The organism is Amycolatopsis sp. FU40, from assembly GCF_021903635.1.
GTDB lineage: Bacteria > Actinomycetota > Actinomycetes > Mycobacteriales > Pseudonocardiaceae > Amycolatopsis > Amycolatopsis dendrobii.
In genome coordinates this window covers 5,480,704-5,501,671 of the sequence record NZ_CP091381.1, presented here as the reverse complement: position 1 = coordinate 5,501,671, position 20,968 = coordinate 5,480,704, and the positions used below count along the sequence as shown (strand labels likewise).

At 69.5% G+C, this 20,968-nt stretch carries 15 protein-coding genes; 2 read left to right on the top strand and 13 right to left on the bottom strand.

Annotated elements, in window-relative coordinates; all coding sequences use genetic code 11:
- Positions 1-17: 17 nt before the first annotated feature.
- Complete coding sequence (locus L3Q65_RS26115) at positions 18-2,996, bottom strand: tetratricopeptide repeat protein (RefSeq protein ID WP_182891280.1); 2,979 nt, start codon at positions 2,994-2,996, stop codon at positions 18-20.
- Between the two features lie 191 nt (positions 2,997-3,187).
- Here L3Q65_RS26115 and L3Q65_RS26110 point away from each other — a divergent pair, with 191 nt between their 5' ends.
- Positions 3,188-4,402 carry a hypothetical protein gene (locus tag L3Q65_RS26110; RefSeq protein WP_182891281.1) on the top strand — a complete coding sequence of 405 codons (1,215 nt, stop codon included), beginning with the start codon at positions 3,188-3,190 and terminating at the stop codon, positions 4,400-4,402.
- 221 nt (positions 4,403-4,623) lie between these two features.
- Here the strand turns inward: L3Q65_RS26110 and L3Q65_RS26105 are convergent, their stop codons facing one another.
- From L3Q65_RS26105 to L3Q65_RS26055, 11 genes are all read right to left on the bottom strand, one after another.
- Positions 4,624-6,591, bottom strand: a complete 1,968-nt coding sequence (locus L3Q65_RS26105) for a tetratricopeptide repeat protein (RefSeq protein WP_237596912.1) — start codon at positions 6,589-6,591, stop codon at positions 4,624-4,626.
- Between the two features lie 87 nt (positions 6,592-6,678).
- On the bottom strand, positions 6,679-7,050 hold the full coding sequence (locus tag L3Q65_RS26100) for a hypothetical protein (RefSeq protein ID WP_237596911.1): 372 nt from the start codon (positions 7,048-7,050) through the stop codon (positions 6,679-6,681).
- Positions 7,051-7,350: 300 nt separating this feature from the next.
- Positions 7,351-8,619 carry a sensor histidine kinase gene (locus tag L3Q65_RS26095; protein WP_237596910.1) on the bottom strand — a complete coding sequence of 423 codons (1,269 nt, stop codon included), beginning with the start codon at positions 8,617-8,619 and terminating at the stop codon, positions 7,351-7,353.
- Positions 8,620-8,682: 63 nt separating this feature from the next.
- Complete coding sequence (locus tag L3Q65_RS26090) at positions 8,683-9,783, bottom strand: class I SAM-dependent methyltransferase (RefSeq protein WP_237596909.1); 1,101 nt, start codon at positions 9,781-9,783, stop codon at positions 8,683-8,685.
- Between the two features lie 173 nt (positions 9,784-9,956).
- Entirely contained in the window at positions 9,957-11,090 is a 1,134-nt protein-coding gene (locus tag L3Q65_RS26085) for a hypothetical protein (protein ID WP_182891286.1), read from the bottom strand.
- Positions 11,091-11,115: 25 nt separating this feature from the next.
- Positions 11,116-12,297, bottom strand: a complete 1,182-nt coding sequence (locus L3Q65_RS26080; protein ID WP_182891287.1) for an SPFH domain-containing protein — start codon at positions 12,295-12,297, stop codon at positions 11,116-11,118.
- 65 nt (positions 12,298-12,362) lie between these two features.
- The gene (locus tag L3Q65_RS26075; protein WP_237596908.1) at positions 12,363-13,487 is read right to left on the bottom strand and encodes a serine hydrolase; all 1,125 of its coding nucleotides are present in this window, start codon (positions 13,485-13,487) and stop codon (positions 12,363-12,365) included.
- 79 nt (positions 13,488-13,566) lie between these two features.
- A complete protein-coding gene (locus L3Q65_RS26070; protein ID WP_237596907.1) occupies positions 13,567-15,183 on the bottom strand; it encodes an ABC-F family ATP-binding cassette domain-containing protein in 1,617 nt (538 codons plus the stop codon).
- Positions 15,180-16,802 carry a ribosomal protection-like ABC-F family protein gene (gene abc-f / locus L3Q65_RS26065; protein ID WP_237596906.1) on the bottom strand — a complete coding sequence of 541 codons (1,623 nt, stop codon included), beginning with the start codon at positions 16,800-16,802 and terminating at the stop codon, positions 15,180-15,182. Before abc-f ends, L3Q65_RS26070 begins: the two co-directional genes overlap by 4 nt.
- Positions 16,803-17,189: 387 nt before the next feature.
- Positions 17,190-17,618, bottom strand: a complete 429-nt coding sequence (locus L3Q65_RS26060; RefSeq protein ID WP_237596905.1) for a MarR family winged helix-turn-helix transcriptional regulator — start codon at positions 17,616-17,618, stop codon at positions 17,190-17,192.
- Between the two features lie 9 nt (positions 17,619-17,627).
- Entirely contained in the window at positions 17,628-19,094 is a 1,467-nt protein-coding gene (locus L3Q65_RS26055) for an FAD-dependent oxidoreductase (protein WP_237596904.1), read from the bottom strand.
- A gap of 85 nt (positions 19,095-19,179) precedes the next feature.
- Here L3Q65_RS26055 and L3Q65_RS26050 point away from each other — a divergent pair, with 85 nt between their 5' ends.
- On the top strand, positions 19,180-20,211 hold the full coding sequence (locus tag L3Q65_RS26050) for a TetR/AcrR family transcriptional regulator C-terminal ligand-binding domain-containing protein (protein WP_237596903.1): 1,032 nt from the start codon (positions 19,180-19,182) through the stop codon (positions 20,209-20,211).
- 111 nt (positions 20,212-20,322) lie between these two features.
- Here L3Q65_RS26050 and L3Q65_RS26045 read toward each other — a convergent pair whose 3' ends face one another.
- Entirely contained in the window at positions 20,323-20,892 is a 570-nt protein-coding gene (locus L3Q65_RS26045) for a YdcF family protein (RefSeq protein ID WP_237596902.1), read from the bottom strand.
- Positions 20,893-20,968: the final 76 nt, after the last annotated feature.

Genomic DNA, 20,968 nt, shown 5'->3' with positions numbered 1-20,968 from the left:
TAGTAGCTGGAAGTGATTCACCCATTCGTGATGGTGGACCGCCGCGGCGCAGGCATGGCGACAGTGCGTTCTCCGTCCCTGGCCTGCGGAATCGCATGGGGATTCCGGGCCGCGGCAAGCCGTTCTTCGACGCGGTCCGCTTTGGCGTCCTTGCCGCGACCTCGGTAGAAGGCCGCGGCGCGCCGCCACGCGTCGACAGCGTCTTCATGATTCCCGCGTGAGTAAAGGATTTCGGCGAATGCTTCCAGCGCCCGGGCCTGGCCGGTCGCGTTGTGGGCGCGTTCGGCCAGTTCGACCGCTTCCTGTGACAACCGCAGCGCGGCACGGTCGTCTCGTTCGGCCGCGGCGAGCCGGGCCTCCACGGTGCGCAGTCGCATCGTGGCGGTGAGATCACCGGCGATCTGGGCTTGTGCCAGCAGGCAATGCCGGTGCACCACCGCGAATTCTTCCTCTCGGAGATGGAGTTCCGCGAGCGTTGTGTAGGTCGTGGCCTGTCCGGCGGTGTCGCCGGCGAGCGCTCGCAGGTGGAGTGCGCGGTGGTAGTGCGGCAGCGCCTTTTCGTACTGGTCGAGGTCGGCGAGGGTCTCGCCGAGATACTGCTCTGCCTTCGCCTCGCGGACCAGGTCGCGGTTGCGTTGCGCGTGCGTGATGCAGCGGCGGAAGAGGGCGATCGCTTCGGCCGGACGCCCGGTGTGCCGGTACAACTGCGCGAAGTTGATGTTGATTGTCAACACTCCGATGGGCGACCCCTCGGCCGTGGCGAGTTCCAGTGCTCGGGTCAGTGCTTGCTCGGCCGTTTTGTGGTTGCTGAGCGTGAGGTTGAGTTCGCCGAGATCGTTCAGGGTCGACGCTTCCGCGTGCGGATCCTGGTTTGCCCGCGCGGCCCGTGCCGCGATAGCGAACCCGGTGCTCATTTCGTCGTAAAAACCATACTTGTCAAGGGTATCAGCAATGAGATGGGGAAGCATGCACGCTATTTCGAAATGATGGCGCTCCAGAGCCAGTGCGGTGAGTGCGACGATATTGGTGCGCTCGCGCAAAAACCACTGCGTTGCGGCGTCCGGCGTCGTGAACCCCGTGGGGCGGATGCCAGGTTCCGGGTCGGGCTGCGGCGGGCGGTCGCGGTGTGGGTGCGCCTTCCGGTGCGCGCGGTACGCGGTGCTGTAGTAATGCGACAGCAAGCGCCGCAACGGCCGCGAGTCGTGGTCTTGATCGCTCAGCGTCTGGGCGTACCGATGGAAAATGGAGACAATTCGGTAGCGGTCCGTATCACCGGGCTGGTCGATCAAGTGCAGTGCGACCAAGGTTTCGAGCGCCCGCCGGGTTTCCGAGGCGGGGCGTCCGGCCGCGGACAGCAGGGTGTCCACGTGGATTTCCGCGCCGGGATGGTGCCCGAAGAGCCGGAAAACGGCCTGGCTCGGAGGCTCGAGCATCCGGTACGACGAGGAGAACACGGCGCGCAGGCTTTGGTCGTCGCCATCGTCGCCGATGCTCAGCAGCATCTCCGGATCGCGCAACTGGTCGAGCATCGTGCTGAGACTCAGCCCCGGACGGCGCGCGGCGCTCTCGGCGATCAAGGTGAGTGCCAGCGGCAAGCCGTCGCAGAGGTGGGCGATTCGGCGGGCCGCGTCGGGTTCCCGGTCTCCTCGGCCGCGCAGGCGTCGGACGAACAGTTCCAGCGAGTCGCGGTCGTTGAGGCGGTCGAGGCTGAGTTCGGCGAGTTCGTGCCTTCGGACCAGTGCGCTGAGGCGGCGGCGCGAGGTGACGATCACCGCGCATTCGGACAGCACGTTCAGCAACTGGTCGACGTGGTCGGAGTTCTCCGCGTCGTCGAGGATGACCAGCACGGAGCGGTCGGTCAGCTGCTGGCGCAGGACCGCGGCGCGCGCTGTCGCGTCCACCACGTGGTCGACTGGGTAGCTGAGTTCCTGCAGCAGCCGGTCGACGATGTCGGACGGTTCGAGCCGCGGTGCCGGGCCGAAGCCGTGCAGGTCGAGGTAGATCGATCCGCCTGGGAACCAGTCCGCGCAGCGGTGCGCCCAGTGCACCGCGAGGCTCGTCTTGCCGATTCCGGGCGGGCCGCTGAGCACGACGGCGGGTGAGCGGGTCGGCGAGCCTGGCCGGAGCCACTGGTCGAGGGTGTCCAGTGCGCGGGTGCGGCTGATGAATCCGCGGAGGTCGCGGGGGAGCGGATGCGACGGCGGCGCGGCCCGGCGCACCGGGGCGGCAGCCGGAGCGGGCGGGTTTTCGTGGCGGTCCCGGAGTTCGTCGTGGAAGGCGCGCAACAAGACCTTGGCGGTGTCGTCTGCGGCTTCGTGGAATCGGCGGTGCGCGTCGAGGTAGTGGGCCTGGGCCTGCTCGGACTGCCCGAGCGCGTAGTAGATCCGGATCTGGAGCTTGACGAACGCCAGCCGGCCGGCGTGTTCGGGGGACAGTTCCTGCATCCATCCCGCGGCCTCGTCGGGACGGCCGAGTACCAGCAATTGGCTCGTCAGGAATTCTCGCGCGGGAAGCAACATGGACTTTATTTTGTCCTCGCGCCAATTGTTCGCGCGTTCGGTGCGGAGCTCCGGCAGCGGTTCATCGCGCCATAAGGAAAGCGCGGAGGAGGCTGATTCATACGCTGCTTCATGATCATCGTCGCGCGCCGCCTCGTGTGCTTTGCGCATTGTTTTCCGAAAGGCGGCGACGTCCACGAGACCCTCGTCGAGGTCGACCGAGTAGCCGTCGCCGGACCGTGCGACGGTGGCGGGAACGTCCGCGTCGGCGAGGGCGGGACGCAGCCGGTGCACCGCCTTGTACAGGGCTTCTTGCGGGTTTCCCGGCAGGTCGTCGTCCCAGAGCCAGGAGATGAGGGCGTCCTGGGAAAAGCGCCGGCCCGGCCGTGTGAGCAGGATTCCGAGAATATTCCGGGTTTGCCGCTGACCCCACTGCTCATTCATCTTCCCGTGCATCCGCACCGCAGGCTGCCCGAGAATTCCGTAGGCGAAGTCCATTCGACGCCCCTCCCTCGTCGATTGCCCAGTTTCGCATTGATCCGGGGGATCGGCGACCGCTTTCGGGATAACGATCATCGGGGGAATTGTCTTGTCCGGTTTCGGTCCGCTTTGTGTCCAGCGACGGGAAGTCCCCGGTCAGGACCGCGCCGCAGCCTCGGTTCGTCGGTTTCCGGACGGAGGGGATGAAGATGGCGCAGGACGTGTGGGTACGCGGTCCGATCGGTCTCGACGCCGCGTCGCGGGTGACGCGGCCGGGCTGCCGGACCGTGCTGGCGGTCGTTCCGACCGTGACCGCGGGGACGCGGCTGGTCGAGCTGCTCTCGCTGCTCGAACGGGACTTGCGGGTGCAGGTGATGTTCACCGTCCCGCACAGCACCGACCGATGGGCCGGGGTCGAGGAGTACGTGCGGGCGCAGCACGGCCTCCTGCTGCCGTGGGAACAGGCGGCGGCGCATCGGTTCGATCTGGTCTTGGCGGCCAGTCACCGGAATCTCGACCAGGTGCGCGGGCCGCTGATGCTGGTCGGACACGGGGTCGGGCAGGTCCCCGGACGCCGGTTCAGCCGGAAAGCGGGCGGTGCGACGATCGAAACGACCGAGCTGGACCGGGAGTTGCTCACGTTTCGCGGGCGGGTGCTTCCGGCGGTGCTGGGCCTCGGTACCGAAGCGGAGGTGGAAGTACTGCGCGAGCGTTGTCCGGAGGCGGTGCCCGCGGCCGTGGTGGCCGGGGACCTCTGCCTTGACGGGATGCGGGCGGCGGGCGGGCAGCGGGAGCGGTACCGGCGGGCGCTGGGCGTCGGCTCTCGGCGGCTGGTGGTGCTGAGTTCGACCTGGTTCACTGACTCGGCGTTCGGCCGCGTCCCGCGGATGTACGAAGCGATCGCGAACGCGCTGCCGGACGACCGGTACGCGGTGGCGGCGGTGTTGCATCCGAACGTCTGGGCGGTGCACGGGCGGCGTCAGGTCGCGGCCTGGCTCGCCGGGTGCCGGGGGCTGCGGGTGATCCCGCCCGAGCAGGGATGGCAGGCGACGATGATTGCGGCTGACTGGGTGATCGGCGACCACGGCTCCACCACGGGCTACGCGGCGGCCATCGGGAAACCGGTGACGCTCGCGTCGTTGCCGGACGGGCGGCCGCAGGCCGGGAGCGTCGCGGACGTCGTGCGGGCGCACGCCAAACCGCTGGATCTGGACGCGCCGCTCGAAGCCCAGGAAGAAGCCGCGATCGCCGTGGCTCCGAGGCTTGCCGCGGAGGTGCTGCCGGTCGCGAGCACGAGGCTCGACTGTTCGGCGGGAATCCTGCGGTCGGCGATGTACCGGCTGCTGGAGCTGTCCGAACCGAGCACGCTGGCGTATCCGCCGTTGCCGGCGATGCCCAGGCCGCTGCCCGGGTGGGACGCGTGAGCACCGGGGTCGCGCGCGTGCGGCTCGCGCTGCCGGGGCGGCGGACACTGCCGGTGCTGGTCGCCGACGTCGATCGCGCCGGGCCGCGGTGCTCGGCCGAGGCGGACGTGGTGGTCCGGCGCAGTACGCGGGCCGCGCCCAGAGGGGAGGCCGACGAACTGCGGGCGGAGTGGCCCGGAGCGATCGCCGCGGCGGTGTGCTGGCCGGGCGGTGCGGTGTGGTCAGTGCGGCGGCTCGACGGAATCCCCGCGGAGGCGGCGGGCCTCGTCGAGATGGCGCTGGGCGCTTGTCTCGTCGCCGTGGCCGCGTTCGAGATCGGCGAGCGCGGTGAGGATCTCGGCCTGGAAATGCGGTGACTGGAGGCGTTTGACGTCTTCGAGCGCTTCCAGCAGTTCGGTGCGCGCCCGGCGGTAGCCGCCCCGCCGGGCGTGGATCGCGGCGAGCGAAATGACCGCGCGCGCGTGCTGGACGACGTCGCCTTCTTCGTCCAGTATCACGGTGGCTTCGGCCAGTTCGCGCAATGCTTCGTCGTCGCGGCCCAGCTTGATCAGGACTTCGCCGCGCCGATAGCGGGCCTGGCCGACGCCGCGGGGAAGCCCGGCCTCGGCGTGTTTCCGGGCGCTGCGCTCGTACAGCTCAAGCGCGGCTTCCCAGTCTTGCTGCCTTCGCGCGTTCCTGGCGAGCCGGGACAGCGCGGAGGCCTGGGTCGGGCCGTGCTGCTCTCGTTCGCCGATTTTGAGAGTCACGGCGTTGTGCGCGGCTGCTTCGTCGTAACGGCCGAGCTGGTCGCAGACAAACCCGGCCTGGCTGTGCATCCGGGCTTCCACCAGTGGCTGTTCGCACCGCCGGGCCGCCTCGATCCCCGCCGTGCACAGTTCGAGGAACGGTTCGTAATCCCGGTGGTGCAGGAAGAATCCCCACGACGCTTCGGCGAGCTGCCACAGTTCCTCGTCCCAGCCGTGTGCCGAGGCGGCTTTCGCGACGGCGTTGATGACCGGCCGGTCCCGGCGCCACCAGTTCACCGCGTGGTCCCGGTCGGCGAAAGAGCCCGTCGCCGCAACGGTTTCGGCGGCGAAGTTCGGGCGGAACGGGTGGATGAGCGCGCTCGCGGTGACGGTTTGGTCGCGGTACCAGCGGATGTACCGGTGGACGAGATAGCGCCGGTCGGTCTCGGCGTCCTGGCGTTCCGCGCGCACGCGGGCGTCGTGGCGGACGACGTCGTGCTGTGCCACGGTTTCGTCCTCCAGTTCGTGGAGGAGGTTGGCTTCGATCAGTTCGTCGACGGCGTCGTCGAGGCGGGCGGGCGAGCTTTGCAGGGTGTCGGCGAGCGCGTCGACGGCGTGGTGCGGGCCGGGCAGGATGCCGCAGGTTCGGTAGAGGCGGGCCGCCGAATCGTCGAGCGCGGCGTACGAGGCGTCGAAAACCGTTGCGAGAGCGGGGAAATCTCCGACCGGGCGGACGCGTCCCCGGCGGGCTTCCTGATGGGGCTTGCGTCTTGGCCGGGTGCGCAGTCTGGCTCCGGTGATGGCCAGCGCCAACGGGAGGCCGGCACAGGCGGTCAGCAGGTCTTTCGCGTCGGCCTGGCTGATCTGCCGTTGCCCGGCACGGACGAGCACTTCTCGGGCAGGCTGGTCCGGAAGCGGGCTCAGCGGAAGGATTTCCGCGCCGTCCAGTGCGAGACTGGTCAGCTGCGACCGGCTGGTGACGAGCACGAACGCGTGCGCGCTGGACGGCAGCACGGCGCGGGCGTCGGCGCTGTGCACGACGTCGTCGAGCAGCACGGCGAACCGGCGATCCGCGGTCACCGCACGGAATTCGGCGGCCCGCTGGGCGAGCGAGGCGGGGATGTCGTCGGCGGGAATGCCCAGTGCGGCAAGGAAACCGTGCAGTACCCCGCTCGCGGATTCCGCGGTTTCGGTGCCTTCGGCGGAAAATCGCGCGCAGAGGATGCCGTCGGGGAACTGGGCGCGGTGGGTGTGCAGCCAGTGCAGGGCGAGCGCTGTTTTGCCGATCCCGCCGACTCCGGTGAGCACGACGACGGACGGGGCGGGATCGGAGCGGAGCCGGATGTCGTCCAGCCGCCGCAGTTCCGCGGAGCGGCCGAGCAGCACGGAGGGCGCGGGCGGGAGCTGGACCGGTGCCCGCACGGGTCTGTCGGACGTCACTGCCCCTGGCCGCGCTTCAGTCATTCCGCACCCCCGATTATTCCTCTCTACCTGCTCCGGAGCGCAAAGGAAACCGGAACGAGTCGGGAATCACCCGCCCCGATGTGATGATCAGTGACCAGGGGTGCCGGGCTTGCGCCGATCGAGAGCGTTTTGGCCGCCATGTGGGCGGATGGCCACTTTTTCCCGCAGCAGCAAGCGGCGGATCGTGCCATAGGACGCCCGATGCGCGTCCGCGATGCTCTGGATAGTCGCGCCGGATTCGTATTCCCGGACTATCCTCGGCACATCGAGTTCGCGGCGCACGCCTTGGCGGATCTCCGGCAGCACCGCGCCTTCCTGCCGCAGCAGGCGACCGGTCCAGCTCAGGGACAGCCCGTGTTCCCTGGCGATCTCGGTGATCGACGCGCCCGCCCGCCAGGATTCGAGCATCCGGCGATTCCGCTCGATCCGATTCGTGCGTGCCTCGTCCGGCGTGTCCATGCAAGCGCTCCCGCTGCTGGGCCTTAAGGTCCCCGACCCGCCATTATCGGCGTCGCGGAGGCGGAATGTGAACCTACGAACGGGGTGCATGTGCGGGAGGTTCTTTGTCCGCAATTGGTGACACCAAGCGGGTGCGCGGAATTGAATATTCAGTAAATCTAGAGAGCGGCTCCGGAAAGCGCAGCGGTTTCCCTGCCGCCGGGGAAGAATCCGCTGCCTGCGTGAGGAGAACGTACGTGAAGGGAACCTTGAGGGAAGCTGAGTCAATGCGGGTCCCCCTCACGTACGTCTGAGAAGACCTCAGTGCGGCACCCACAGTGTCACCCGGGTCCCGTTGCCCGGCGTCGATTCCACCTGCCCGGTGCCCCCGACCTCCGCCAGCCGGGCTTCGATCGACTGCCGGATGCCGAACCCCGGCCCCCGTTCGCGCACGTCGAAGCCGCGGCCCTGGTCCCGCGCGACCACCGCCGTCCCGCCGTCGCGTTCCTCCACCCGCAGCACGACCCGGCTCGTCCCGGCATGTTTCACCGTATTGCGCAGTGCTTCCCGCACGGCTTCGCACATCGCGGTGCGCCGGTCAGCGGAAAGCCGGTCGTCGTCGGCGAAGTCGGCGGCTACGAGCTGGGTGCGCAGGCCTTCGCGGGCCATTTCGGCGGCGACGTCGGCGAGTTCGACCACGAAGCTGCGTCCCGTGCGCGGTTCGATCGGCTCGGTGATGCTCCGGCGGAGTTCGGCCGCCTCGGCGTGCGCGACCGAGCGCAGCTGGGCCAGCCGTTCGGCGGCGTGGTCGGCGTCGTCGGACGGGGCGATCGCGAGTGCTTCCAGGGTCTGCAGCACGCTGTCGTGCAGCAGCCGCTGGGTGCGCTTGCGTTCGGCCTCTTGCCCGCGGCGCAGGCCGATGTCGAGGGCGAACCGGGTGCCGACGCCCAGCAGCACCAGGATTCCGCACGCCACCACGATCGACACCGCCAGCGCGACCAGACAGCCGATCGACCGGCTGAGCGCGAGCGGATTGTCCAGCCGCAGCCCGCCCGCCAGAGTCAGCAGGACGCGTACCGGGACCGCCGCGGCGAGCAGCAGCAGCGCCGCGGGCAGCCCGGACGTCCCAGCCCACATAGCGACCGAGCCGACCAGCCACGTCCAGGTGACGTCGATCGCGAACGGCTGCACCGCGTCCGGCGCGAGCACCGCGATCAGCAGGTTCAGCCCGAGTCCCGCACCGAGGTCCGCGGTGAGCACCCGCCGCGTGCGCCGCGCGGGCAGGCCGCCGGAGCGCAGCAGCCACCACAGGAACCCGGCGTTCGCCGCGACGCCCAGCGCGGCCGCGGGCAGCACCGGAAACAATCCGATATTGCCGTTGGCCGCGGCGAACCCGATGAACACCTTCACGAACGCGGCGATCCGGTAGGCGACCGGCACGACGACCCAGTACCGCGCGGCGCGCGCCAGCGTCGCGTCGCCGACCTCGGCGAGGTCCTCCCCGGTGTCCGGCCGCTCCGGCGGGCTGCCGCGATGCAGCAGCGTCCGCACGAATTCCCGGCGCGGTACGGCAAAACCCGGTACGGGCATCGTCCCTCCCCGTGTCTTCGGCGAGGATATTCGATTGGTGTAGTCCAGTGTGGAAACGCCGGGTCACGCTCTGGACATGGTCAGCCGCCGCAGGATCGTGCGTTCCCGGGAACGGTGGACGTGCAGCGGATCGGCACTGTCCGTGGCGCGCCGGTGCCTTGGCGTGGTTTCGCGACGTCCCGCGACCGCGAGGCCGGCCGCGGAGATCCGGTCGAGCAGTTCGGCGCGGGTCCGCAGACCGAGATGTTCGGCGAGGTCCGACAGGATCAGCCAGCCTTCGCCGCGCGGCGTCAGATGCCCGGGCAGGCCGTCGAGAAACCGGTGCAGCATGGCGGACGAGGCGTCGTAGATCCCGAGTTCCAGCGCGGAGACCGGGGTTCCCGGCAGCCAGGGCGGATTGCAGACGACCAGGTCAGCGCGCCGGTCGCAGGGCCACAGGTCGGCTTCGAGGACCTGGACCCGATCGGAAAGGCCGAGCCGGCGCAGATTGTCCCGGGCACAGCGCACCGCGCGCGGGTTGAGGTCGGTCGCGATCACCTCGGCGGCGCCCCGCTGGGCGAGAATGGCGGCGAGCACGCCGGTGCCGGTGCCGATATCGAAGACGACCGGAGACTCCTTGCCCGGCAACGGTTCCTGCGCGACGAGATCGAGGTATTCGCTCCGTGTCGGCGCGAACACGCTGTACGACGGATACACCCGCGTGCCCAATGCCTTGATCTGGATGCCTTTCTGCTGCCATTGATAAGCGCTCAGGGCGCCGAGCAGCTCACGCAACGAGAGCAGCGTGCCGGGCAAACCGCCGAACGCGTGCTCGCACGCGGCCTGGATGTCGGGGGCTCGGCGGAGCTGAAGCGAATGGTCAGCTTCCACGGAGACCAGGACTTTTCCGAGCAGCGTCGCGCGTTGTGAACGAGCGGAGCGCACCTCGGCGAAAGATCCCGCGCGTTGCGGGAGCCGTCGGTCCATGGCACGCACGAGCTGTCGTGCGTTGGGAAAATCGCCGCGCCACAGCATTCCGGTGCCAGCACGCGCGAAACGCAGCGCGGCGGCAGCGGTCAGCCGGTCATCGACGACGACAATGCGGCCCGGCGGTGGAGTTCCGTTTTCGGAATGCCAGCGGGCAGTGCGGGTGGTTCCGTTTTCGGTCCACGTGACGGTGGACATGAATGCTCCCGGGAAGGGTCGAAGGGCCAGTCAGCCGTCGACGCTTCGCAGCGAGCAGGCGAGGATTCCCGCCGGTCAAGACAGCGGCGAACCCGCGTGCTCCCGCGAAACGCGGGAGCGGCGGTCGCCGAGAACCATGCCCATCAGCACGGCACATCACTTCCTTCGAAAACTCAGTGGTGCGTAACGGAATGGTGCGTGGTGCCGGTGCTGTGCCCTTTCGTCGCGATCAAGTAGACGATCACCGCGATCACGATCAGCGCGAGCACCGCCGCGATGGCGATCTTGACCTTGCTCCACGGACGCTGGCCGTGGATCTCGCCGGTGACGCCGTTGACGAGGATCTGCCAGTTCTTTCCGGCGTACACGTAGGTCGCGACCCACACCGGGAGCAGCATCAGCTTGAAGGTGACGTTGTTGTGCTGCGTGTCGACCGAATTCAGCCGCTGCGTGTCGCCGCCGATGTCGTACTTGCAGTCGTCCGCGATGACCGGAGCCATCCGGTTCTTCGCCTCTTCGAAGCCGTTCTCCGGTTCGACGTCGTACCGCAGCGCGAAGTGCCCGGAGAGGAACTGCGGCTGGTACGGCGCGGAATCGAGCAGCGGCCACGGCGCGAGCTTGTCCAGTTCCGGCAGCGGCAGCTGGGTGCTCGCCGGCACCAGGACGTCGTCGAAGTTCCGCGCGACCTGTCCGCGCGCCGGATACCAGCGGGTATGGCGCACTTGGCGCGTCTTGCGCTCGCCGTTCTCGTAGTAGCTCTCGGTGACGTAGTAGTACTCGCCGCGCGCGCCGGTGTACACCGACACGGTCTGCGAGTCGTACGTCCAATGCGGGATGTACGTGCTCTTGGTGGACTCCGCCGTGGTGACCTTCTTCAGCGCGGTCGGCGCGAACCAGCGCGAGGACGTCCACTTCTTCAGGTGCGTGCTCACCGCGGGACGGTCGAACGCGAACGGCAGCACGCCTTCGGGCACCAGCTGCCCGGACGCGCCGGGGTCGATCACCAGCGGCGCGCCGCAGAACTGGCACATGCTGGCGGTCTCGTTCGTTTCCGTCCGCGCCGCACACCGCTGGCACACGAAGACGTACTTGCCGATCGACCCCACCGGCTTGCGCGCGAGGTTCGCCAGCTCCGCGAACGGGATCTCGCGGATCTGCCGCTCTCCGGCGGCGATCTCCTGCCGGAACCCGCAATACGGGCACTGCATGGCCGTCGTGCCCGGCGCGAACTCCAGCCGCGCGCCGCAACCGCCGCACGGATAGGTCGTGTTGGCCACGCCTTCCTGCTGGAAGCGCGGGTCAGTCATGGGTCCCCCAGAAGGTTGACGCGGCTCAGGACGGCGGCAGCGGCGGCGGGGCCGCGCCGAACAGCGCCGACACCTCCGGCACCTGGGCGGCCGGGGTCCACTGCGCCATGCCCGCCTTCCACACCAGGGTGTCCTGCGCGAGCGTGCCCGAGGAGATCTGCTGGCCGAGGCCCGCGCGGTCGAACGGGCCGAGTTGCTGGCCGTTCGCGCCGATGAACCACTGCTCGCTCTGCGGCAGCGGCGGCGGCATCTGCGGCGGCGCCTGCTGCTGGTACTGCGGCTGCGGCGGGGCCTGCTGGTACTGCGGCTGCTGGTATTGCTGAGGAGCCTGCTGCTGGTACTGCTGCGGGGCGGGCTGCTGCTGCGGTCCGGCCGCGCGCTGGCCGAGCGCCATGCCGAGCCCGATGCCCAGCCCCTCGCCCGCGCCGCCCTGGTTGTTCGCCGCCGCCTCGATCGCGTTCGCGGACTGGAACTTCGTGTACTGGTCGAGGTCGCCGACCACGCCCATCTGGGTCCGCTTGTCCATCGCGGCCTCGACCTCGGGCGGGACCGAGATGTTCTCGATCATGAACTTCGAGATCTCGATGCCGACCTCGCGCAGTTCGAGGTTCAGCGCGTTCGAGATCTTGCCCGCGATCTGGTCCTGCTGGGTGACCAGGTCGAGCATCGGGACCTGCGCGGCCGCGATCGCGGGCCCGAGCTTGCTGATGACCATGCTGCGCAGGTAGTCCGACACCTCTTCGGTGCGGAACTGCGGGTCGGTGCCGGCGAGCTCCTTCAGCAGCGCGACCGGCTCGACCACGCGGACCGCGTAGCCGCCGAACGCGCGCAGCCGGACCATGCCGAACTCCGCGTCGCGCAGGATGACCGGGTTCTGCGTGCCCCATTTGAGGTCGGTGAACTGCCGGGTGTTGACGAAGTACACCTCGGCCTTGAACGGCGAGTTGAAGCCGTACTTCCAGCCCTTGAGGGTGGACATGATCGGCATGTTCTGCGTCTGCAGCGTGTACATGCCCGGCGGGTAGGCGTCGGCGACCTGGCCCTCGTTGACGAACACCGCGGCCTGCGATTCGCGGACGGTGAGCTTGGCGCCCATCTTGATCTCGTTGTCGTAGCGCGGGAAGCGCCACACGATGGTGTCCCGGCTGTCGTCGGTCCACTCGATGATGTCGATGAACTCGCCGCGGATCTTGTCGAAGATGCCCACGTCTGACCCCTCGTCGCGTTGCCTCGTGCCCGCGGGCCACAGTACAGTGCGCGGCCCGTGCCGGATCACTCCGGCGCGGCGGTCTCCTGCCAAAAGTCCTGCATGTGCGGTATGCCACCGGGTCCGTCCACCCCGCGCTGGGTGAGCAGGATCGCGACCGAACCCGTCGACGGGGTCAGGTAAGCGCTGGTTCCGGTGCCGCCGACCCAGCCGTAGCGGCCGGGGATCTGCCACGGCCGCGTCGGCGCGACGTCGACCGCGCCGCCGAATCCCCAGCCCTGGCCTTCGAGGAAGACCGGGTTGGCCGCGATCTGCTCCGCGGTCAGGTGGTTGGCAGTCATCTGCCGGACGGATTCCTTCGACAGCAGTCCTTCCCCGCCGGAAAGGATCATCCGGGCAAAGCGGTGCCAATCGTCCGCGGTCCCGGCCAGCCCGCCGGATCCGGCCGGGAACGGGGGCGCCTCGCGCCACTGGCCGTCCGGCGCGTCGGCCAGCTCGAGGCCGTCGCCGGCGGAGCGGTAGTAGCTGGCGAACCGGTGCCGTTTGGCGGCCGGGACCTCGAACGCGGTGTCGGCCATGCCGAGCGGTTCGAACACCCGCTCGGCGAGGAAGTCCGGCAGCGACTGGCCGGACGCGCGGGCGATCAGAATGCCTTGCAGGTCGGAACAGGTGTCGTAGAGCCAGGCCGTGCCGGGCTGGTGCAGCAGCGGGATGCGGGCCAGCCGGGCGAGCCACTCGTCGGGTTCCGGGCGCAGCCGGACCTCGCGGCCGTCGGTCTGCACCGTGGACAGCTCCTGGACCTGCGCCAACGAGAAGTCCGACGGGAAGCCGTAACCGGCGCGAGAGCTCAGCAGGTCGCCGACGGTGATCGGCCGTTCCGCGGGAACGACGTCGTCGACCGGGCTCTGCGGCATCCGCACGACCACCGGATCGGCCAGTTCGGGCAGCCATTCGGCGATCGGGGTGTCCAGGCCGAAGCGCCCGTCCTCGACCAGCATCAGCACGGCTGCCGCGGTGATCGGTTTGGTGATGGAAGCGAGGCGGAAAATGGTGTCGCGGGTCATCGGCGCGGTGCGTTCGACGTCGAGATGCCCCAGTGCGGTGACCTCGACGTCGTCGCCGTGCGCGACGAGGGCTACCGCGCCCGGGATGAATCCGGAGTCGACGTGGCGGCGCAGAGCTTCGTGCATCGTTCGTTCCCTTCGCGGGCGGATGTTCCGCGGAGTGGTCGTCGCCCGGGCCTTCCGCTGGACATCCGCCCGGCGCGGATCACTCTAACGGCCTAGCGCGGTGGTCTGGTCCGATGCGGAGGACTTGCCCGGTCCAGTTTTCGCGCAGCCGCCGGTCGTGGGTGGCGGCGACGATCGCGCCCGGGCTGGTGCCGAGCGCGTCCTCCAGTTCGTCGCACAGGGTGGGGGAGAGGTGGTTGGTCGGCTCGTCGAGCAGCAGCAGGTGCGGCGGGTCGGCGATGAGGAGTGCGAGCGCGAGGCGGCGGCGCTGCCCGACGGACAGTTCGCCGACCGGTCGGGAAGCTTCGCGATTCGTCAGCAGTCCCAGCGAGTGCAGCGGTACGGCCGCGACGCGTTCCGGTCCTAGCTTTGCGAGGTAGGTCGCGCGTGCGGTCCGTTGCGGTCGGACGAAAGCGGTGTCCTGGCTGAGGATTCCGGTGGTTGTGCCGGGTTGGCGCGTGATGCCTTCCGCGTCGAGTTCTCCGGCGAGAAGGAGAAGCAGCGTTGACTTTCCCGCGCCGTTCGGGCCGGTGACCAGCAGCCGGGTGTCCGGCCGGATCGCCAGGCGGTCCAGGGAAAGCCGCCCCGGAAGACGCACATTGTCCAGCGTGGCAAGGGTTTCTTCCGGGTTCTCGACCGCCAGCGCTTGCGGGCGGAACCGCAGCGGCGGCGGAGGCGCGGGAAGCTGGGCGCGTTCCCGTTCGTCCAGCCGCCGGGTCGTGGCCCGGACCCGGCGCGAGATCTGGTTCTGCACCCGGCCGGACCTGCGGCCGAGGCCCATTTTCTCGTTGTCCGGCGCGAGCCTGCCCGGCGCGACCCGATGCGCGGTGACCCCGAGCGCGTCGCGCAGTTCCTCCAGTTCTTCCTGTTCTTCGAGGTACTGCCGTTCCCAGCGCTCGCGTTCGGCGCGTTTCCAGCGGAGGTATTCGGTATAGGTGCCGCCGTGCCGGACCGGGCCGTCCGGCGCCGGGTCGAGGTCGAGGATGTCGGTGCACACCGCGTCGAGGAAGGCCCGGTCGTGGCTGGCGAACACGACGGTGCCGGGCAGTTCGCGCAACTGCGCTTCGAGGAACGCGGCGGCTTCGGCGTCGAGGTGGTTGGTCGGTTCGTCGAGCAGCACCGCTGACGGACGCCGCACCAGCAGGTCCGCCAGCGCGAGCCGGCCGCGCTGACCGCCGGAAAGCGAGCCGAGCGTGCGCTCGCGGTCGATCTCGGCGAGCCCGAGCCCGGTGAGCACGATCTCCGCGCGCCGGTCCGCGTCCCACGCCTCGTGTCGCTGTGCCAGGTCGAGCAATTCGGCGTACTCGGTCAGCAGCGCGGCGTCTTCGGGGGCTTCGGCGAGCAGTGCCGCGACCCGGTCGAGTCCGGCCAGCACCTGGCGGGCCGCGGCGAGGGCTTGGTCGAGGACGCCGGCGACCGTCTCGGCCGGGTCGAACGGCATTTCCTGATGCAGGAAACCAAGATCCGGCGGCCGCTCCACCTCGCCGCGGTCCGGCGCGTCCACGCCCGCGAGCACGCGCAGCAACGTCGATTTCCCGGTGCCGTTCTCGCCGATCACCCCGATCCGGCGGCCGGGGGCGGCGGTGACCGACACTCCGTCGAGCACGCGCCGTTCCCCGAGCACCCGCACGATCTCGTGCGCGCGCAGGGCGGTCATTCGGTGATCCCGGCCGTTTCCCGGAGCTGCCCGTTTTCCAGCCGCAGCCAGCGGTCGACGCCGATCTCGGCCAGGAACCGCTCGTCGTGGCTGACCACCACGAACGCGCCCTGGTAGGCGTTGAGCGCGCTTTCCAGCTGGCCGGCGCTGACCAGGTCGAGGTTGTTCGTCGGCTCGTCGAGCAGCAGCAGTTGCGGGGCAGGTTCGGCGAACAGGACGCACGCGAGCGTCGCGCGCAGCCGTTCTCCGCCGGACAGCACCCCGACCGGCAGATGCGCCCGCGCGCCGCGGAACAGGAAGCGCGCCAACAGATTCATCCGGTCCGCGGGCAGCATTTCCGGCGCGGCGTCAGCGAGATTCTCCGCGACCGTGCGTTCGGAATCCAGCAAATCAAGCCGCTGTGACAGATACGCGATGCGCCCGTCCGCGCGGCTGATCTCGCCCGAGTCCGGTGCGAGGGTGCCGTGCATCAGCCGCAGCAACGTCGACTTTCCTGCGCCATTCGGACCGGTCAGCGCGATCCTTTCCGGACCTCGGACGGACAGGTCCGCACCCTCGCCCGCGAACAGCCCGCGCACCCGGAGTTGCTTGCCGGCAAACAACGTCCGCCCCGCCGGAACCGCTGTTTTCGGCAGCTCCAGGCTGATCTTCTGCTCCTCCCGCAACGACCGTTCAGCCTGGTCGAGCTTGGCCTTCGCCGCACTGACCCGCGCCGCGTGCGTACCGTCCGCCTTGGCAGCGGACTCCTGCGCGTTGCGTTTCATCGTGCCCGCGAAAATCTTCGGCAGACCAGCGCTGGACAGATTGCGCTTCGCGTTGCTCGCCCGTTTGTCCGCGCGTTCCCGGGCTTGCTGCATTTCGCGCTTCTCGCGTTTGACCTCTTGTTCGGCGTTGCGGATATTCTTCTCCGCGACCTCGCGTTCGGCCCGCACTGCCTGTTCGTATTCGGTGAAATTGCCGCCGTAGAAGCGGATTTCGTCCGCGCCGAGCTCGGCGATCCGGTCCATCCGGTCGAGCAGCGCCCGGTCGTGGCTCACCACGAGCAGGCAGCCGGACCAGTCGGAAAGCACCGAGTAGAGCTGCTGGCGGGCGGTGTGGTCGAGGTTGTTGGTGGGTTCGTCGAGCAGCAGGACGTCCGGACTGCGCAGCAGCTGCGCGGCGAGGCCGAGCGAGACGACCTGTCCGCCGCTGAGCGTGCCGAGCAGCCGGTCGAGCGCGAGATCGCCGAGCCCGAGCCGGTCCAGCTGCGCCCGGGTGCGGTCCTCGATGTCCCAGTCCGCGCCGATGGCGGTGAAGTGCTCCTCGGCCGCGTCGCCTCCCTCGACGGCCGTGATGGCCTCGAGGATCGCGTCGATGCCCAGCACCTCGGCGACCGTGCGCTCCGCGGTGAGCGGCAGGTCCTGCGGGAGATACCCGAGCACCCCGTCGACGGTGACACTGCCCGCGGCCGGTTTGAGCTGCCCGGCGATGAGCTTCAGCAGAGTGGACTTCCCGGCCCCGTTGGGCGCGACGAGCCCGGTGCGGCCCGCCGGGAAAGTGGCGGAGAGCTGGTCGAAGACGAGGGTGTCGTCGGGCCAGGAGAAGGAGATCCCGGACAGGACGATACGAAGATCGGACATGGTGCGGCCTCGCGGTGGATCGGCAGGGCGGGGTGCCTCTGCTGGTGGTGGTGTGGACGACATGAGTGGGGCCGTTCGCGACCTGCCGCCCGGCTGGCGCCTGGGCTTCAACCGATCGGCGCGCACGCCTGCGCTCGGTTGCCTCGCAGCCCGTGGGTCCGGTGGCGTAGGTCGCCTGACCAGCACGGGAACCTCCAAGCGCGGCCTGAGACCGCGCAGGGATCAGCGAGGGGCCGGTGCCGTGACGGCCCGTGCCCCGGGCTCACCCGGAGATGTCGTCTTCACCTGCCACGATAGGAATCCTCTTGATCGAGTCTGCTGTCCGTTGGCGAGGATACCAGGAAGCCGGGGATGCGCATCCGAGTTCCACAGTGGACGGACAGCGGTTCAGAACGTCTGGCCCAACCGCTCCAGCAACGGCGCCGCCTCCTTCAGCACCGCCAGCTCCTCCGGCGAAAACCCCGAGCTGAGCGAAGCCGCGAACTGGCGCATCCGCGCATCCCGCCGGGCCCGCAGCACCTCGCTGCCCTCGGGCGTAAGCGACACGATCATCTGCCGTCCGTCCGCGGGGTCGGCGTCGCGGGTTACGAAGCCGCGGGCGGACAGGCCGCTGATGGTCGAGCTCATCGCCTGCGGGGTGATCTGCTCGGCGCGGGCCAGCGCGGCGGTGGTGGCCGGGCCGTCGCGGTCCAAGCGGGACAGGGCGGAGCGTTCCGGGAGGGACAGCTCGGCCGTGACCTGGCTTTGGCGCAGCCTGCGGGCGATCAGGCTGACCGCGCCGTACAGCGTCGCGGCCAGTTCGTCGGGGGCGGACATGGGAAGAGGCTAGAGCAGGTACTCCTTGACGGCGGAGAAGTCGCCCGCGTCGGAGATCAGGCCGACATAGCCGTCGGGGCGCAGCAGGACCAGGGTGCGGTCGGCGGGGGAGTACGCGCGGGTCAGATGGCCGGAGGAATCGGCGATCTCGTCGGCGGCGGCGGGCTCGGGAACGACGTGGAAGGTGCGGACGGACGAGTCGAAGCGAGGGCCGAAGTTCAGCAGGGTGAAGCGGCCGCCGCGGGTGAGGTCGAACAGGCGGCGTTTGCCGGTCGTGGTGGTGAGGCCGGGGGCATCGGGGGCCCGGTCGCCCGCTCGGAGCTGGGCGGACTCGCTGCGGTCGTCGCGCGCCAGTGCGGAGCCGCGGTAGTTGACGCTGAGCTGGGTCGTGGCCCGGTCGCTGCGGATGGGGATGCTTTTCTGTTCGGCGGCTTCGGCCATCCGCGCGGTCGAGAGCCGCAGTACGCCGGCGGCGATCGGGCGGCGTTCGGACTCGTAGGTGTCCAGCAGCTCCGGTGCTCCGGCGGCGAGTTTCCAGCCCAGATTGTGCGCGTCCTGGATGCCGGTGTTCATGCCCTGGCCGCCCGCGGGGGAGTGCACGTGCGCGGCGTCGCCGGCGAGGAAGACGCGGCCGTCGCGGTAACGCTCGGCCAGGCGGGTGTTGGAGCGCCACACGGACGTCCATTCCGGGTTCTGCAGCCGCAGGCCGGTGCGGCCGCTTCGCCGGTCGAAGATCGATTGCAGGGTGGCGAGGTCGAGGCCGGTTTCGCCGAGGACGGGCGCCTGGTACTGGAACAGGTCGGTGGACGGAAGCGGGCAGAGGCTGACGAACCCCTCCTCGCAGCGCCACATGTGCCAGGCGTCGCGGTCGAGGCCGTCGACGGCCAGGTCGGCGACGATCATCCGGATCCGCTCGTCCGTCTCGCCTTCGAACGCGATCCCGGCTTGTTTGCGGACGACGCCGCGCCCGCCGTCGCAGCCGACCAGCCACTCCGCGCGGACGGTTTCGACGCGGTCGCCGGTGCGCAGCACTGCCGTGACGGCGTCGGCGGATTGGTCGAAACTCTCCAGTGCGGTGCCGAACTCGACCGCGCCGCCGAGTTCGGTCAGCCGCAGGCCGAGGGTTTCTTCGACGCGCCATTGCGGGGTGATGACCGATGCGGGGTAAGGAACGTCGGGACGCTCCTCGTAGGCCGGGCCGCCGCTCGTCCGGCCGTCGGGATCGGTCAGCCGGATCGGCATCGCGGACCGGCCGTTGGCGAGGATGCGGTCGATGACGCCGAGATCGTCGAACACCTCCAGGCTGCGCGGCTGCAACCCCTTGCCGCGCGAGCCCGGGCGGAGGCCGGGGGACGCTTCGATCAGCCGGAACGGGACGTCGCGCCGGGCGAGTTCGCACGCCAGCGTCAGCCCGGTCGGTCCCGCGCCGACGATCAAGACCGGCAATTCCGGCGTGGACAGGTTTGTGTTCGGCATTTTCAACCCCCTGGCTCCGAAGAACTCCTGTCCGCAAGAGTAGGGAAACTTGCTAAGAAAGACAAACCTTTCTATCGTGGGCGGAGTGGCCCCTGAAACCGTCCGCCGCCGGCAAGGCGAGCAGCTGGAATCCGCGTTGCTGGCCGCCGCGTGGGACGAACTGGTCGAAGGCGGATACGCGCGGCTGACCATGGAGTCGGTCGCCGTCCGCGCCCGCACGAGCGAGGCCGTGCTCTATCGGCGGTGGGCCAACAAGGACGAACTCGTGCTGGCGGCGATGCGGCGGCACCGCGACGACCGCCCGATCGCCGTTCCCGACACCGGGAGCCTGCGCGGCGATCTGCTCGCGTACCTGACCTCGGCGAGCGAAGCGCTGGCCGGATTCTTCGCCATCGCGGCCGCCGCTGCCATCTCCGGGCTGTCGGCGAGCACCGGCGCCAGTCCCGGCCAGGTCCGGGACCGCATCATCGGCGACCGGCCGCTCTCGCGAGACATCTACGAGCGCGCCCACGCTCGCGGCGAAATCGACCTGACGCGCCTCTCCGGGGCGGTGCTCGAAATGCCGTTCCAGCTGGTGCGGCACGACCTGCTGCTGACCCTCGCCCCGCTCCGGCCCGCGCGGATCCGGTCGATCGTCGACGAGCTTTTCCTTCCGCTTGTCCAGTTAGAAGTTAAAGACTTAACTCAAGGTCGGAGCGGTCCGCCGCGACCGGCTTCCGGCGACCTTTTCCGGTCGATTCGCTGGGTGCAGCGCAAGCGGATCGAGGAATGGAGCCGTACGCGCGACCTCACTTTCGAACAGGCCATGGTGCTCGGCTACCTGGAGCGGCGGCCTGGCGTTATCCAGCGGGATGTCGCGGAGATGAGTTACACGACGCCCGCGAACGTCTCCCTGCTGTTGAAGGGGCTCGAACGCCGGGGACTGGTCGAGCGCCGCACCGAGGGCGGGCGCAAGCGCGTCTACGTCACCCCGGCCGGGATCGACCTGGTCACGGGGCTCGACGCGGTGCTGGCCGAGGCGGACGAGATGGTCTTCGCTCCGCTCGGCCGGGACGAGCGGGCCGGGCTGGAAGCGTTGGTGGGCAAGATCAACGCGCACTTGACCGGCGGCTCGTGAGTGGCGATGCCGGTTAGAACCGGCATCGCCACTCACGAGCCCTGAACGCGCGCGCCCTTCGGCGGGGTGGGTCGCTGCTCCGCGCCCAGTCGCCCGGCGAGACGCCCCGGCTTACCGTTGCAGCCGGCGCAGGCTCCGCTTCCCCATCACCGCCAGCAGCGGCTTCATCGCCAGCCACTCCCCGAACCGGTAGTCGCGAGCGGGCACCAGCCGCTCCGCCAGATCCGGCCGGTGCCGTCGCAGGTAATGCCGCGCTTTCTCCGCGTGCAAGGAATCCGAGACGATCTTGATCCGGTCCGCGTCCTCGATCAACGGCACCGCGTGGAGCACGTTCTCCCACGTCGACCGGCTCTCGGTTTCGAGGACGAGCGGGCCGCGGCAGCCGTACTCCCTGGCGTACCGGGCCATCAGCGCGGCCTCCGTCTCCGTGCCGCCGACGGCTCCGCCGCACAACACCAGCCGGGACGGTCCGGGCGCCTGTGAACGTACTGCCGCTCGCACTCGCCAGCGATTGACGAAATTGGCCCGCGACCCGCCGTTGCGGTAGCCGAGCACGACCACCGCCTCGCCGGTGCCCGACGTTCCGGGGCGGCCGCCCATGCCGCGGCGCGAGGAGCGCCAGTGTTCCCATTCGGCCCAGCCGAACAGCGCGACGAAAAACATCAGAAAACGACCCGGCACTCACCCGATCATACCATTGTCCACAAAGGACAGAGGAGAAGCGGAAAGACGCACGTCTGGAACTTGTCGATCCGCG

Excerpts from the sequence above, each read along its gene's own strand:
- L3Q65_RS26115 (WP_182891280.1), bottom strand. The coding sequence starts at position 2,996 with ATGGACTTCGCCTACGGAATTCTCGGGCAGCCTGCGGTGCGGATGCAC.
- L3Q65_RS26110 (WP_182891281.1), top strand. The coding sequence starts at position 3,188 with ATGGCGCAGGACGTGTGGGTACGCGGTCCGATCGGTCTCGACGCCGCG.
- L3Q65_RS26105 (WP_237596912.1), bottom strand. The coding sequence starts at position 6,591 with ATGACTGAAGCGCGGCCAGGGGCAGTGACGTCCGACAGACCCGTGCGG.
- L3Q65_RS26100 (WP_237596911.1), bottom strand. The coding sequence starts at position 7,050 with ATGGACACGCCGGACGAGGCACGCACGAATCGGATCGAGCGGAATCGC.
- L3Q65_RS26095 (WP_237596910.1), bottom strand. The coding sequence starts at position 8,619 with ATGCCCGTACCGGGTTTTGCCGTACCGCGCCGGGAATTCGTGCGGACG.
- L3Q65_RS26090 (WP_237596909.1), bottom strand. The coding sequence starts at position 9,783 with ATGTCCACCGTCACGTGGACCGAAAACGGAACCACCCGCACTGCCCGC.
- L3Q65_RS26085 (WP_182891286.1), bottom strand. The coding sequence starts at position 11,090 with ATGACTGACCCGCGCTTCCAGCAGGAAGGCGTGGCCAACACGACCTAT.
- L3Q65_RS26075 (WP_237596908.1), bottom strand. The coding sequence starts at position 13,487 with ATGCACGAAGCTCTGCGCCGCCACGTCGACTCCGGATTCATCCCGGGC.
- L3Q65_RS26070 (WP_237596907.1), bottom strand. The coding sequence starts at position 15,183 with ATGACCGCCCTGCGCGCGCACGAGATCGTGCGGGTGCTCGGGGAACGG.
- abc-f (WP_237596906.1), bottom strand. The coding sequence starts at position 16,802 with ATGTCCGATCTTCGTATCGTCCTGTCCGGGATCTCCTTCTCCTGGCCC.
- L3Q65_RS26060 (WP_237596905.1), bottom strand. The coding sequence starts at position 17,618 with ATGTCCGCCCCCGACGAACTGGCCGCGACGCTGTACGGCGCGGTCAGC.
- L3Q65_RS26055 (WP_237596904.1), bottom strand. The coding sequence starts at position 19,094 with ATGCCGAACACAAACCTGTCCACGCCGGAATTGCCGGTCTTGATCGTC.